This is a genomic window from Acinetobacter sp. F9 (assembly GCF_019195275.1).
GTDB lineage: Bacteria > Pseudomonadota > Gammaproteobacteria > Pseudomonadales > Moraxellaceae > Acinetobacter > Acinetobacter pseudolwoffii.
In genome coordinates this window covers 2,029,721-2,043,206 of the sequence record NZ_CP078068.1, presented here as the reverse complement: position 1 = coordinate 2,043,206, position 13,486 = coordinate 2,029,721, and the positions used below count along the sequence as shown (strand labels likewise).

Sequence of the window (13,486 nt, the reverse complement as noted above, 5' to 3'; positions counted from 1 at the left end):
GTCTACGAATTAATCGCTCTATTTTAGCGAAGTTTGCAAAAAGAGGCCATGACCAGAGTATGGTTTAAGCCACTCATCGCGATTGATTTGTTCTATTTTCCTGGGTCTTAGCGTGCCCGATACAGCAGGTAACCCCCAATACCGAACATGATCAGAATCGGAATAAAGACAAACCATGCCGGAGATGGTGCATAGACCAGACTGGCATAACCGAGGAAATCCTGCAGATAGAAAAAGCCCAGACCGGCAAATAAGGCAATCACCAGACGAAAACCCATGGATTGCTGACGCAGCGGCCCAAAAATAAATGAACAGGCAATCACCACCAGTGCAATCAGGGCAAAAGGAGAACCGAGTTTCTGCCAGAAAGCCAGTTGATAGGTTTTTGGCACCTGACTATATTCATGCATATAACTTGTGAAACTGACCAGTTGGCTCGGTGACAAGTCTTCAGGATCGATGGTGACCATATGCACATATTTTGGCTGTAATGCCAGTGCCAAAGGTTGCTGTTCCTGCTTGATCAGGGTAGCACTACCATTTTGCAGAATATCGAACTGCTCGGTATTGCTTAATGTCCAGGAGCCATCTGTGACGAATTCGCCCTGATCCGCTTGCAAGGTGCCGCGTAAGCGATAATTTTCATCAAAATCCAGCATCTGCACATTTTTCAGCTGACCTTGCGAATTGGCATAATCAATATAAATAAAGCGCTGCCCTTCCCGTGTCCAGTAACCCCGCACTTCGCCCAGTTGCGCGGCTTTACTCGAACTTTTTACGCTCTTGGCCTGTTCATTGGTATAAGGAATCACCCACTCGCTCAAGGCAAATGACAAGACCACCAGCAGTAATGCTGAACGGATCACCCAGCCAACAATCCGCCACAGACTGATCCCGATCGAGCGCATCACAATCAGTTCACTATTTGAGGCTAATGTGCCCAAACCTAAAACCGCACCGATCAGCGCCGAGATCGGCAGAATTTCATAAAGATAATTCGGAGCACCCCAGAGCACATATTTCAAGGCATCCCAGGCGCCATAACCTTCTTTTAGTGAACCCAGCTCACCCAGATAAGTAAATAACACCTGTAAACCCGCCAACACAGCGGTTGCACCCAGCATCGCCAGCGCAGTGGTTTGGGTCACATGTTTTGCAACTATACGACGTGCCAACATTATTAAGACCTCACTCGCTGAATCTGTTTCTTGATTTTCGGGGCCAAATTCTGTTTACGTGAGAACAAGGCACCCGCAATCGCATAAGCAATCAGGATCAATGGATAAGCCCAGATCCCCATTTCCTCTTTACTGATCCGGGTTTTCACGGCCATTAACGCCACAATCAGACTGGCAAAAATCATGAGCGCCGGAAATAACTTGAGATAACGACCTTGGCGTGGACTCACTTCAGACAAGGCCACGGCCAGAATCAAAGCAACCAGAATCGCAAATGGTACAAATACCCGCCAGCCTAATTCACTGGCCACCACAGGATCCTGACGGTTCTGCCACAATTGCGAGGTTGGCAGGGCTTCAACTTCAGCACTGGCAAACTGTGCTTCCTCATCATTTTCTAAACGCAGACGATAGCTTGCAAATTCAGCCTGGGTATATTGCGGAGTGCCCGGATAAATTTCATAACGGCGACCTTGAACCAGATCGACCACATTGGCCGCATCATTTGGCACCTCGATGCGGGTGGCTTCCTGGGCCAGAATCATCACATCCGGTTTACCGGGTTTTTCTGCCCGCTGATAGAAGAAAATATCTTTTAAGTTTTTACGGTCTTCAGACAGATCACCGGCATAAATGGTATAGGGGCCAGAGGAAATAAATTCTTTGGGTCGTACCAGATCAAAGCCGGTGCGTACCGCCTGACTGGTGGTCAGCGCTTCAAACTGGCGGATTCCCCATGGCGCTGCCCAGAGCATCAAGCCGGCTTGGGCAATGAGAAACACCAAGGTCATCGGCACCAGAAGGCGCGCCAATTGATGCCGGCTGACACCACTGCCATTCATCACCGCCATTTCATGGTCGACATATAAACGGCCAAATACCAGCATCAGGCCAATAAAGAAACCGAGCGGAAGAATTAAGGTTAAAAACTCAGGCAAACGGTAGCCAATGATGCTAAATAAAATGCCTGCATCCAGACGGCCTTGCGCTGCGACACCAAAATACTTGATCAGTCGGCCACCCATCATGATCAAGGTCAATAAGGCAATCACCACCAAGGATGTCGAGACAACTTGCTTGACCAGATAACGCCGAATAATCAAATTAATTCTTCCAAAATAAGGTCTATAAAACGAGTGCTAGTTTACCCGAATAGCAAAAATATAAAACCTAGACGGCCCTACCCATTGAAACTCTATTCAGATAAATGGTTCAATGACTGAATGATTTACAAATCTAGACAGGCGTGAAAACAGAATATGAAACTTACAATTAATACGTCATTCCCAGAGAATGGATCAAGTCAATCTTTGTTGATTTTAGTTGACTCAGAACAACTTCAAAATACCACCTCAACCTATCAAATCAACAATTTAGACAGATTAATTGAAGCATCTCAGTTCAAAGCAGCTTTGGCTGAAAGTCTGAGCCTGATTGGCCAAGTCAGCCAGTCCAGCCATGCAGCACTGATCGGTTTAGGCAAAGTCGCTGAATTGCAACCAGCAAAACTCGCAAAAATTGCCCAGACTATTATTCAGGCCACTCAAAAAAAATTCAAACAGATTTCTGTAGACCTGACACAACTTCCACAAGAATTGCATTATCTGTTTGCTCTGGCTTTGACTCAAGCCAGCTATGGTTATGATGAATATAAGTCGAAAAAGAATGAATTTGTACTTGAACAGATCGACCTGATTGCCACGCATAGCGTTTTAACGACAGAACAGCTGCAACTGGTTCAAGCAGTACAGAGCGGGCAAAACCTGGCACGTGATCTGGGCAACCGTCCGGGCAATATCTGTTTCCCGGAATATCTGGCAGATCAGGCCATCGCCTTGGCTGCTGAATATCCGGATTTACTGAAAGTCACGGTACTGGATGAACAACAGATGGCAGATTTAGGCATGGGTGCCTTCCTTGCAGTCAGCCAGGGTTCAGAGCGTCCGGGTCGTATTATCAGCATTGAATATCAATCAGAGCGTAGTGAAGCGCCAGTGGTACTGGTCGGTAAAGGCATTACCTTTGATACCGGTGGTATTTCACTCAAACCTGGCGCAGGTATGGATGAAATGAAATACGACATGTGCGGTGCAGCCTCTGTACTGGGTACCATGCGTGCATTGTGTGAGTCCCGCTTAGCTCTGCATGTGGTAGGAACCATTGCCGCAGCAGAAAATATGCCTTCAGGTAAAGCCACTCGTCCGGGTGACATCGTCACGACGATGAGCGGTCAAACGGTTGAAATCCTGAATACCGATGCCGAAGGTCGTCTGGTGTTATGTGACACCCTGACCTATGTGAAACGTTTCAACCCTGCTCTGGTGATTGATATTGCGACCTTGACCGGTGCATGTGTGGTGGCTTTGGGTTCCGTGCTGACAGGTCTGTTCACACCAGATGATAAATTGGCAGCAGAACTGGAAACTGCCGGCCAGCATTCATTTGACCGGGTATGGCGTATGCCGGTCATAGATGACTATCAGGAACAACTCGATTCACCATTTGCCGATATTGGCAATATCGGTGGCCCAAAAGCCGGTTCTGTCACTGCAGCCTGCTTCTTGCAGCGTTTTACCCGTGAATATCGCTGGGCACATCTGGATGTTGCAGGTACAGCATGGAACTCAGGTGCCAATAAAGGTGCAACCGGGCGTCCAGTGCCATTATTGATGCAGTTCCTGGCCAACCGCGTTCAAACGAATGGCTAAGGTCAGCTTTTATTTATTTGAAAAAAGTCCTGAACGACAAGTCGAAAGTGCTTGTCGTTTATGCCGCAAGATTCTGCGCCAGCCGGCGCGGATCTGGTTACTATGTGCCGATGCAGCGTTACAACAGCAGCTGGATGAACGCCTGTGGAGCTTTGATCGCGCGAGTTTTATTCCGCATGGTATTGATCAGCCTGAGGCTAGCGTGTGTATTTCGGCAACATTGCCTGAACAGTCCGACTGGATTATTTTCAATTTTAATCCAGAAGCACTTGAACCTTACGCAAAATTTAGTCACATTATTGAGATCATTGAAAACCATGAAACGGCTAAACAGCTGGGTCGTGAAAAATTCAAACAATATCGTCGTTTAGGTATTGAGCCCAACACCCATAAGCTTTAACCGATATCACCCACAAGGAGAGGCATGTGGCATTAAATGTAGGTCCAGATTTTAAACAGCGCTGGTTAAATGTGCCAGAAGCTGTACGTCAGACCTTTATCGATGACCTCTCTCGGATCTGTGACATTTTAAAGCCTGAAACCTCTTTAGAAGAATGGCAGATTCGTGATCAGCGCTTACAGCAGGAATCTGAACGCAAGATTGAAGAAGCCTATGCGCAGCGCAAGGCTGAATTGATTGAGGCTGCACGTATTCGCAGACAGCTGGCACTCGAACAGGCCTTGGCCGATAAACGTGCTGCAGAGCAGGCTGCGATTGCACAGTTATATCAGGATGAACAGCGTAAATTTACTGAGCAGACCCAAGCCCTCGCTGACATAAACCTCAGTCTAGAGACAGAAATGCAGCACTATGTTGCCCGTTATCAGAAAAATCCTGAGCATAGTTTTGACTTTGCCCAAGGTCGTATCCAGATTCAAGACCACACCATTTTATCTGAATTAGAGAGTGTGCGTTTGCGTCTGGAACTGGAGGCAGAAACGGTGATTGAACAGACCATCAATGCACTAAGAGAACAAATGCGTGTGGCGGCCCAAGAAGAAATCGACTATATACTGAAAAATTCAGAATTTTCCGAGCAAGTGAGACCTGATTAAAAATCCCAACTCATATAAAAAGCCCGCTCATTCGGTAATGCTGATCAGTTAAGGAGTTTAGAAATAGACCCTTTAACTGTTTAGTCGTTCACGACGAAACCTTAAGGTTTTACATCAAACATCTGTAAAGCATTGGTTAATTTGGTTTTGTCCAAATGAGAAGCAGAGCTTCGCAAGGAAGATATCTTGCGGTGCAATACACCGCATGCCTCAAACAGTTGCGGATGACTTTTCCACCCATCAAATATAATCATGAATTTAAAAAAGAAAATGCCAGTCAATTGCTTAACTAACTGGCATCCGGCTGATTCGGATTTTTAATTTGATCTTTTAGAGCACATCGGCCAGCATAAAGGCAGCATTTCCAAGCAAATAGCCAATACTTAATAAAGTACCAATCCAGAGAATACCACCCGTAATATTATAAAAGCTGAATGTGGCAAAACTCATATGGGCTGAACCGGCAGCAAAAGGGCCAAATGAACGAACAAAAGGAATAAAACGCGCAATCAGAATGGTTTTACCGCCATGTTTCATAAAATAGTGATTGGTTTTCACCATATATTCTGGCTTGAAATAGCGTGAATGCCGATTAAAATATTTTAGGCCCAGCACTTTTCCAGTGTAATAATTCACGGTGTAGCCGAGTACCGATGCAGTAAAGAGCAGTAATCCCATCGAATGCAGGGTCAATATATCGCTGCTGGCACATAAAGCTCCTACAGCCAGCAATAAACTGTCACCGGGCAGAAAAAAGAAAAATACTGAGCCGGTTTCCGCAAAAATCACCAGAAACAGGATCGCGTAGATCCATACCCCATATTGATCAAGCAATAGCGGTAATGACTGTTCCAAGTTGAGTAAAAAATCGAGCATTCGACCCGTCCACCAAGGCAATATTTGCAAATTGAATTGCTGATTATCCCGAAAAATAAAAAAACAGTCTAATTTTTCAATCAGACTGTTCAGTATTTAAGCATTCCGCTTATTTTAAAAAGCCATTTTCAGCCAGAAAATCCATGCTGATCTTAGACTGTTCAGTAGTATCTGCGGCTTTATCACCGAGCAATAAACGCTCGATATAACGTGCCAACACATCCACTTCCAGATTGACCTTGCTACCCACTTTCCAGGTACCGATATTGGTACGTTCAGCCGTATGCGGAATCAAGTTCAGACTAATCACACAGCCACGCAAGTGATTAATGGTCAGGCTAATACCATCGACTGTGACCGAACCTTTTTCTGCCAGATATCTGGCAATTTCAGCCGGTGCAGTGACTTCATAATAAATCGAGCGTGCATCTGCACGCACCAAAGTGATCTCGCCGACTGCATCGACATGACCTGAAACAATATGGCCGCCAAAACGCGTGGTCGGCAACATGGCTTTTTCGACGTTAACAGGTTGACCGGCTTTCCAGTTGCCCAGTGTCGTCCGGTTCAGACTTTCACGGGACACATCAGCTGCATACCAGTTTTCGCCCCAGTCGATGACTGTCAGGCAGATGCCATTTGTAGCAATAGAATCACCCAGATGTACATCCGACATGTCCAGGTCAGTCTGGATACGTAAACGTACATCACCACCCACAATTCGCAGACTGTCTACTTTGCCGAGGCTTTCGATAATACCTGTAAACATTTTTATTTCCTTTTCTATTCTTTTACCAGAGTGCCAACTGGGTACTGACACCAGTGGTATCCACACCGCCCAATTCTGCATAATGATGCAACTGGCTGAGGAGTTGACGGATCGGTGGACCTGACCTGGCATGGGTATCGGTAATCACAATAAATTCCAGTACGCGTGCACGTTCAGATTGGCGCTGTTTGCTGACCCGATAACGTGGTACATCCTGAGTCAGCAAGGTCACCCGGCCACGTTTCAGGTTGGCCTGCAATAAATCAGTGGCGCTGATATTACCATCCGTTGAATAACTGGTCAGAATGAAACGCGCATTGATGGTCGCCAACAAGTTTTCATAGGCTTCTTTGGCATATTTGGAAGAGTTGTACTGGCTCGGACGCTCTTTGCGCCATGCCCGGTCAATCCCGCTCTTGAAGCCCTTGGTATCTGGCGTCGGTAAATCGGCCTGATCCCATAAGGTCAAAGCATTCAGGACATGGTAATTACTGCTATAGGCATGCTGATTATACGGTGGATCCAGATAAGCCACATCTACTTCAAAACCGCTCATCTGATTGGCCAGATGCTGGGCATCGACACACCACATTTCGGCAGCCATACCTTTCTTCTGATCCGACTCGCAAAAGCGGCTTGGGGTCAGCCACAGTAAAGATTCAATCCGTTCCAGCGCCGTTTGGGTTTTTCCGCCCCAGCCGTGGTGGAAACTCTTGAAAACGCCCGAGGTATTGCTGACAAAACTGGCTGAATACAGTAATGGTGCCAGCAAGGCAGACATCTCTACATCGTCAATGGCACCTTGGGCCTGCCAAGCTGCAATCTGCTGACGAATCGCATCAATACGCATGCCGTTACGACGTTTAAAGAACAAACGGTCACGGGCGGGATCATAAATTTCATCATTGCGCGGACACAGGTTATGCGTGACCCAGCCTTTCACTTCCGGCAGACGGTTCAGATAATCAATGGCTTTCTGATAGCCACCCAATTCTTTAAACGCCGGTGCTTCAGTACAGGCCAGCACCGCATGATTCAATGCATGGCTATAGGGTTCCCAGTCATTGGCAATCACGCGATAACCATTTTGACGGGCTAAGCGTGATACCACACCAGAACCAGCAAAAAAATCAGCAAAAATCGGCGCACGGCCATCTTCACGCTTCAGAGTTCCTGTAATTTCAAGTGCTTCCAGAATCAAATGTAATAAACGGCGTTTGTTGCCCAGATAAGGAACCAGCTGATGGAAAAGATATTCATCGGTGGTACGTGCCGCATGGCGACGTTTATGATAAACCGTAGACTCTGAACTCATAGTGTCTCTTGAAAAGGAATTAACCTGAAGCGCACGTCATCACCCAAGCGGGTCACATCGCGCAGCTTAAATCGGAGTTGTTCTGCCATAAGGCTGAATTCTGCATTAAACATAGTACGTGCAGACTGACCCAATAAGGTCGGTGCAACGTAACTGATCAGTTCATCAACCAATTGTTCTTGTAAAAATGCCGTAGATAAGGTCGCCCCTGCTTCCACCAAGACATCATAAATCTGATGCTGCTCAGCCAGCTGGGACAATAATTGTTTTAAAGGCTGTACCGGCAATTGTAACACACCCAGATCGGCCAGCTCTTGCCGAAAAGGTCCCATCACCAACACGGTGTCGGCTTGCGCTAGAATTTTCGCCGTTAATGGCAAACGCCCCTGACGATCCAAAATGATACGCTTGGGCTGTACTACTGTTTCAATATCTTCAATGCCATCGAGTTGCCGCACATTCAGCTGACAGTCATCGGCCAGAACTGTTTCAATCCCAGTGATGACTGCACCGGAAATGGCCCGCCAATACTGCACGTCCTGACGCGCCTCGGCTCCGGTAATCCATTTCGATTCACCGGATGCCATCGCCGTACGGCCATCCAGACTGGATGCAATTTTAAGTCGCACATACGGCATGCCGGTCGCCATGGCTTTCAGGAAACCTTGATTCAGCTGATGCGCTTGTTCCTGACCAATCCCGACTTCAACATCGATACCGGCATCTTTTAAAATCTGTACACCCTTGCCCGCCACCAGCGGATTTGGATCAGGACAGGCCACGACCACTTTAGCCACACCAGCTTCAACCAGACCCTTGGCACATGGCGGCGTTCGCCCATAATGCGCACACGGCTCCAAAGTGACATACGCGGTTGCACCACGTGCCTGCTCACTAGCCTGACGCAGCGCGAATACTTCAGCATGCGGCTGCCCTGCTTGAGGATGAAAACCCTCACCGATAATGACGCCATCTTTGACAATGACACAGCCGACATTCGGATTGGGCTTGGTCGAGTATTGACCTTGCTGGGCAAGCTGAATTGCGCGGCGCATCCAGACTTGATCTTGATTCAGTTCAGACATGCTTATTCTTGTGATTCTCGCTGTTGCATCTGTTCAATTTGATGACGAAAAGCTTCAACATCCTGGAAATCCTGATAAACCGAAGCGAAACGCACATAGGCCACGTGATCGAGTGCGAATAAAGACTGCATGACAATTTCACCGATGGTACGCGATTTCACATCACGCTCACCCAAACGGCGAATCTGTAACTGGATATCGCTCAAAACTGTTTCAATCTGCTCTTGGGTTACCGGACGTTTCTGCAAGGCATGCATCAGGGAACGACGTAATTTGGCTTCATCAAAGGGTTCATTCTTGCCATCCGATTTAATCACGCGCGGCATCACCACTTCATAACTTTCAAAAGTCGTAAAACGTTCATTACAACTGACACATTCACGGCGACGACGAATCTGACAGCCTTCAGCTGCCAGGCGTGAATCAATCACTTTACTGTCTGCAGTATTGCAAAATGGGCAATGCATAGCGGTTTAATTGAACAAATCCAGATGGATTCCGAGTGTAGCAAAAATTGCAAACTTTGTAGAGTCTTACGCAACATATAGAAAAAAAACAGCCCATTTGGGCTGTTTTGCACTATATATTGATTATTGTGTGTTTATTATTATTCGACACGTTCACCATGCTGGCTCAAATCCAGACCCATGCGCTCATCATCAGATGCGACACGGATACCAATGATCAAGTCAATCACTTTCAGGATAATGAACGTCATGATGGCAGAGTAAGCGATGGTCGCCAGTACACCTTCAACCTGAACCCAAAGCTGGCTCATCATGTTGGCTGGTGCAGCATCCCCCATAATGAATTCGCTGGCAAAAAAAGCGGTTAAAATTGCACCGACCACACCACCTACACCATGCAGGCCAAACGCATCTAAAGAATCATCGGCTTTCAAGGCACGTTTCAGCGCAGTGATTCCCCAGAAACACACCACACCACCGATCAAACCCATCGCCAATGCACCACCGACCGTCACGAAACCTGCGGCTGGCGTAATCACCACCAGACCAGCAACTGCACCCGATACGCCGCCTAATACAGATGCTTTGCCACGTGCCAGTTTTTCAGTAATCAGCCAAGAGATCGCTGCCGCTGCCGCTGCCACTTGAGTCACCACCAGCGCATAACCTGCAGAGCCGTTCGCACCCAGGGCAGAACCACCGTTGAAACCGAACCAGCCCACCCAAAGTAAAGATGCACCCACCACAGTAAGGGTCAAGTTGTGTGGCGCCATCGATTCACGGCCCAGGCCCATACGTTTGCCCAGCATATACGCTGCTACCAAACCGGCAACACCCGAGTTGATGTGAACCACTGTACCACCAGCAAAATCGAGCGCACCGTCATTACCCAACCAGCCGCCGCCCCAGACCCAGTGAGTAATCGGCGCATAGACAATCACCACCCAAAGTGCAATGAAAGCAACGAAAGCACCAAATTTCATCCGTTCTGCGATCGAACCACTAATAATTGCAACAGTAATGATGGCAAAAGTCATTTGGAAAATGACAAACAGAATTTCAGGAATGGTGCCTGAAAGCGCCTCTGTGGTAATACCGGCCAACATAAATTTGTCCAAGCTACCAATGAAGGCATTCCCTTCCCCGAAGGCCAGGGTATAACCGATAATCACCCAGACAATGCTGACGACTGCAGCGGCAATAAAGCTATGCGCCATGGTCGCCAGGACGTTTTTCTTACGGACCATACCGCCATAAAAGAGTGCTAGACCCGGAATGGTCATGAGTAAAACTAATGCGGTGGACGTTAAAACCCAAGCAGTATCACCTGTATCTAATGTTGCTTCTTCTTCTGCAGGTACTGCTGTTTCAACTGGCGCTGCTTCAGCAATTGCTGCTGGAGTATCTGCCGTATTATTCAGTGTGATTTCGCCTGTTTCTTCAACAAGCACAATGTCTTCTGCGGGTGGTGTTGCTGTTGCAGCATTTTCAGCCCATGCAACAGAACCACCAAAAAGTGCGCCGGCCATGCCGAACGCAAGTAGCATTTTTTTCATTCGTATCCCCCAACCAAGTTTTTGTGAGTTCTTAGGTACTCAGCAAACTTCGTGCCAAGTTAAACAGCGTCTGCACCTGTTTCACCTGTACGAATACGGATGACTTGTTCTAAGTTCGTCACGAAAATTTTTCCGTCACCAATTTTTCCAGTGCTAGCAACACGCGTAATAGATTCAATGACGGAGTCAACCATGTCATCGCTAATCGCGATTTCAATTTTGACTTTCGGCAGGAAATCTACAACGTATTCAGCACCACGATAGAGTTCAGTATGGCCTTTTTGACGACCAAAGCCTTTCACTTCAGTTACAGTGATGCCTTGAACACCAATTTCAGACAATGCTTCACGAACATCATCCAATTTAAAAGGTTTTACGATTGCAGTTACGAGCTTCATGTTTGTTTTCCTTCGGCTTATTTCACCAGTAAGGTTTTACGTTCAAATTTCATGCCAAGATTCCTAAGGTCGGGGGAAATTAGAAAGCCCGGCATGCGGTTTATTTATACCTTATTTTATACTTATAAAGGTTTTGAATCTTTAAAAAACCGACATTTTTTATGTGGATTTTTACAATATCTCTTATCGATTAAGCCTATATTTTGTCTGAAATACTAGGGTCTGTATTCGAGCAATGCTAAACTGTCGCTTCCTTTCGATGGCGATGGATCAGACAATGATTGAAACCCTATTACAAGCAATTTTGCAGCAAGTTGAACAACCTAAAAAAGATCTGGAACAGAATATTCGTGCTCTATTAAATGAAGCTGTGACAAAAATGGATCTGGTGTCCAAAGAAGAAATTGAACGTCAACGTACTGCCCTCGATAATGCCAATCATCGCCTCAATGATTTGCTGAAACAGGTTGAAGCCTTAGAAGATAAAATTTCGAATAAAAAATAAGCACAAGTACAGTGCACAAAAGACCTAAGACCGATAAGAATAATGCACTAAATTGGAACAATAATAATGTCTTTTGCCAAAATTTATACGCGAGGCTTGCTTGGCCTGCACGCGCCTTTAATTGAAGTCGAGGTTCATGTCAGTTCCGGCATGCCTTCACTCACGATTGTGGGGCTTCCTGAAGCCGCAGTCCGGGAAAGTAAAGACCGGGTGCGTTCTGCCATTTTAAATAGTGGCTTTCAGTTTCCGACCAAACGCCTGACCATTAATCTGGCTCCAGCAGATCTACCGAAAGATGGTTCGCGTCTGGATTTACCGATTGCTTTAGGTATTTTGGTCGCCTCCGGACAGCTTCCGGAAAACTGCACCGATGATCTTGAGTTTATTGGAGAATTGGCTCTCGATGGTCAACTTCGCCCAGTCACAGGGATCCTGAGCATTGCGATTGCCTGTCAACATGATCAGCATCAACTGATGCTGCCGGGTCCGAATGCACAAGAAGCCTGCCAACTCCCGGACTTTAAGGTCTTTGCTGCCAATCATCTAAAAGAGGTGTGTGAGCATCTTGCTCAGACGCAGTGCTTAGCAGAAATACAAACCATCCCAGTCGATACCAACCATTTTTATAAATGTGATCTTGCCGATGTCAAAGGCCAATTGCGGCCACGGCGTGCACTGGAAATTGCAGCAGCGGGTGGCCATTCCCTGCTGTTTCGAGGACCACCGGGGACAGGAAAAACCTTGCTCGCATCTCGATTAGCCAGTATTTTACCGCCTTTAAAAACCCAGGAAAATCTGGAAGTTGCCAGTATTTATTCAGTCGCCAATGCCAATCATCCTTTTGGCCAGCGGCCGTTTCGAGCACCGCATCATACCGCTTCTGCTGTTGCACTGGTCGGTGGCGGCTCACACCCCAAACCGGGTGAAATTACGCTGGCGCATTTGGGCGTGTTATTTCTGGATGAATTGCCTGAATTTGATCGAAAGGTACTGGAAGTTTTGCGCCAGCCTCTGGAAGCCAAAGAAATTGTGATTTCTCGTGCATCACGTCAGATCACTTTTCCAGCCAATTTTCAGCTGGTGGCTGCCATGAATCCTTGCCCATGCGGTTATGCTTTTAATCAGGATATTCGCTGCCAGTGTTCGCCTGACAGTATCAAGCGCTATCAGAACCGGATTTCAGGGCCGCTGCTGGATCGGATTGATTTACATATTGATGTACCGCCCTTACAGGCGTATGAGTTACAGGATAATCGGCCGACAGAGGACTCTGAAACGGTCAGACAACGCGTGATAGCAGCTTATGAGATTCAGATGCAACGGCAAAATAGCTTGAATATGAGTTTGAGTCCAAAACAGTTAGAACATTATGCTGGCTTGGATCAGACTGCCCAGAATATGCTTGAACTGGCTCAACAAAAACTGAATTTATCCGCACGTGGCTATCATCGGGTATTACGGGTGGCACGTACCATTGCTGATTTAAATCAAAGCACAGAAATCCAGAGTCAGCATCTGTCTGAAGCTTTGTCTTATCGGGGACAGCAACAGATCTAAATCAACAGATAAAAAG

Annotated in this window: 14 protein-coding genes; 5 read left to right on the top strand and 9 right to left on the bottom strand. The window is 46.8% G+C overall.

Going from position 1 to position 13,486, the window contains the following annotated elements; translation table 11 throughout:
- Window positions 1–107: 107 nt before the first annotated feature.
- On the bottom strand, window positions 108–1,178 hold the full coding sequence (lptG, locus tag KT990_RS09650) for an LPS export ABC transporter permease LptG (protein WP_218208707.1): 1,071 nt from the start codon (window positions 1,176–1,178) through the stop codon (window positions 108–110).
- A gap of 2 nt (window positions 1,179–1,180) precedes the next feature.
- Window positions 1,181–2,281: an LPS export ABC transporter permease LptF gene (lptF, locus tag KT990_RS09645; RefSeq protein ID WP_218208706.1), complete on the bottom strand. Its 1,101-nt coding sequence runs from the start codon at window positions 2,279–2,281 to the stop codon at window positions 1,181–1,183.
- A gap of 156 nt (window positions 2,282–2,437) precedes the next feature.
- Here lptF and KT990_RS09640 point away from each other — a divergent pair, with 156 nt between their 5' ends.
- The 3 genes from KT990_RS09640 to KT990_RS09630 are packed head-to-tail and all read left to right on the top strand — an operon-like array spanning window position 2,438 to window position 4,942.
- Entirely contained in the window at window positions 2,438–3,886 is a 1,449-nt protein-coding gene (locus KT990_RS09640) for a leucyl aminopeptidase (RefSeq protein ID WP_005094464.1), read from the top strand.
- The gene (locus tag KT990_RS09635; RefSeq protein WP_005094466.1) at window positions 3,879–4,286 is read left to right on the top strand and encodes a DNA polymerase III subunit chi; all 408 of its coding nucleotides are present in this window, start codon (window positions 3,879–3,881) and stop codon (window positions 4,284–4,286) included. The genes KT990_RS09640 and KT990_RS09635 overlap by 8 nt, the downstream gene beginning before the upstream one ends.
- Window positions 4,287–4,312: 26 nt before the next feature.
- On the top strand, window positions 4,313–4,942 hold the full coding sequence (locus KT990_RS09630) for a hypothetical protein (RefSeq protein ID WP_005094469.1): 630 nt from the start codon (window positions 4,313–4,315) through the stop codon (window positions 4,940–4,942).
- A 330-nt stretch (window positions 4,943–5,272) separates the two neighbouring features.
- Here KT990_RS09630 and KT990_RS09625 read toward each other — a convergent pair whose 3' ends face one another.
- The 7 genes from KT990_RS09625 to glnK all read right to left on the bottom strand — a co-directional run bounded on the left by KT990_RS09625 (window position 5,273) and on the right by glnK (window position 11,408).
- Entirely contained in the window at window positions 5,273–5,818 is a 546-nt protein-coding gene (locus KT990_RS09625) for a VTT domain-containing protein (protein ID WP_005094471.1), read from the bottom strand.
- A 109-nt stretch (window positions 5,819–5,927) separates the two neighbouring features.
- Window positions 5,928–6,587, bottom strand: coding sequence for a riboflavin synthase (locus KT990_RS09620; RefSeq protein WP_100329432.1), 660 nt, complete (start codon window positions 6,585–6,587; stop codon window positions 5,928–5,930).
- Window positions 6,588–6,609: 22 nt separating this feature from the next.
- Entirely contained in the window at window positions 6,610–7,902 is a 1,293-nt protein-coding gene (locus tag KT990_RS09615; protein ID WP_005094477.1) for a DNA adenine methylase, read from the bottom strand.
- The gene (ribD, locus tag KT990_RS09610; protein ID WP_005169044.1) at window positions 7,899–8,987 is read right to left on the bottom strand and encodes a bifunctional diaminohydroxyphosphoribosylaminopyrimidine deaminase/5-amino-6-(5-phosphoribosylamino)uracil reductase RibD; all 1,089 of its coding nucleotides are present in this window, start codon (window positions 8,985–8,987) and stop codon (window positions 7,899–7,901) included. Before ribD ends, KT990_RS09615 begins: the two co-directional genes overlap by 4 nt.
- A gap of 2 nt (window positions 8,988–8,989) precedes the next feature.
- Window positions 8,990–9,454 carry a transcriptional regulator NrdR gene (nrdR, locus tag KT990_RS09605; RefSeq protein ID WP_005094481.1) on the bottom strand — a complete coding sequence of 155 codons (465 nt, stop codon included), beginning with the start codon at window positions 9,452–9,454 and terminating at the stop codon, window positions 8,990–8,992.
- 140 nt (window positions 9,455–9,594) lie between these two features.
- Complete coding sequence (locus KT990_RS09600) at window positions 9,595–11,010, bottom strand: ammonium transporter (RefSeq protein WP_180191236.1); 1,416 nt, start codon at window positions 11,008–11,010, stop codon at window positions 9,595–9,597.
- Window positions 11,011–11,069: 59 nt separating this feature from the next.
- On the bottom strand, window positions 11,070–11,408 hold the full coding sequence (glnK, locus tag KT990_RS09595; RefSeq protein ID WP_005094485.1) for a P-II family nitrogen regulator: 339 nt from the start codon (window positions 11,406–11,408) through the stop codon (window positions 11,070–11,072).
- Between the two features lie 277 nt (window positions 11,409–11,685).
- Between glnK and KT990_RS09590 the strand changes: the two genes are divergently transcribed.
- Both KT990_RS09590 and KT990_RS09585 read left to right on the top strand, forming a co-directional pair.
- Complete coding sequence (locus KT990_RS09590) at window positions 11,686–11,913, top strand: accessory factor UbiK family protein (RefSeq protein ID WP_005094487.1); 228 nt, start codon at window positions 11,686–11,688, stop codon at window positions 11,911–11,913.
- A 66-nt stretch (window positions 11,914–11,979) separates the two neighbouring features.
- On the top strand, window positions 11,980–13,470 hold the full coding sequence (locus KT990_RS09585) for a YifB family Mg chelatase-like AAA ATPase (protein ID WP_218208705.1): 1,491 nt from the start codon (window positions 11,980–11,982) through the stop codon (window positions 13,468–13,470).
- Window positions 13,471–13,486 lie beyond the last annotated feature (16 nt).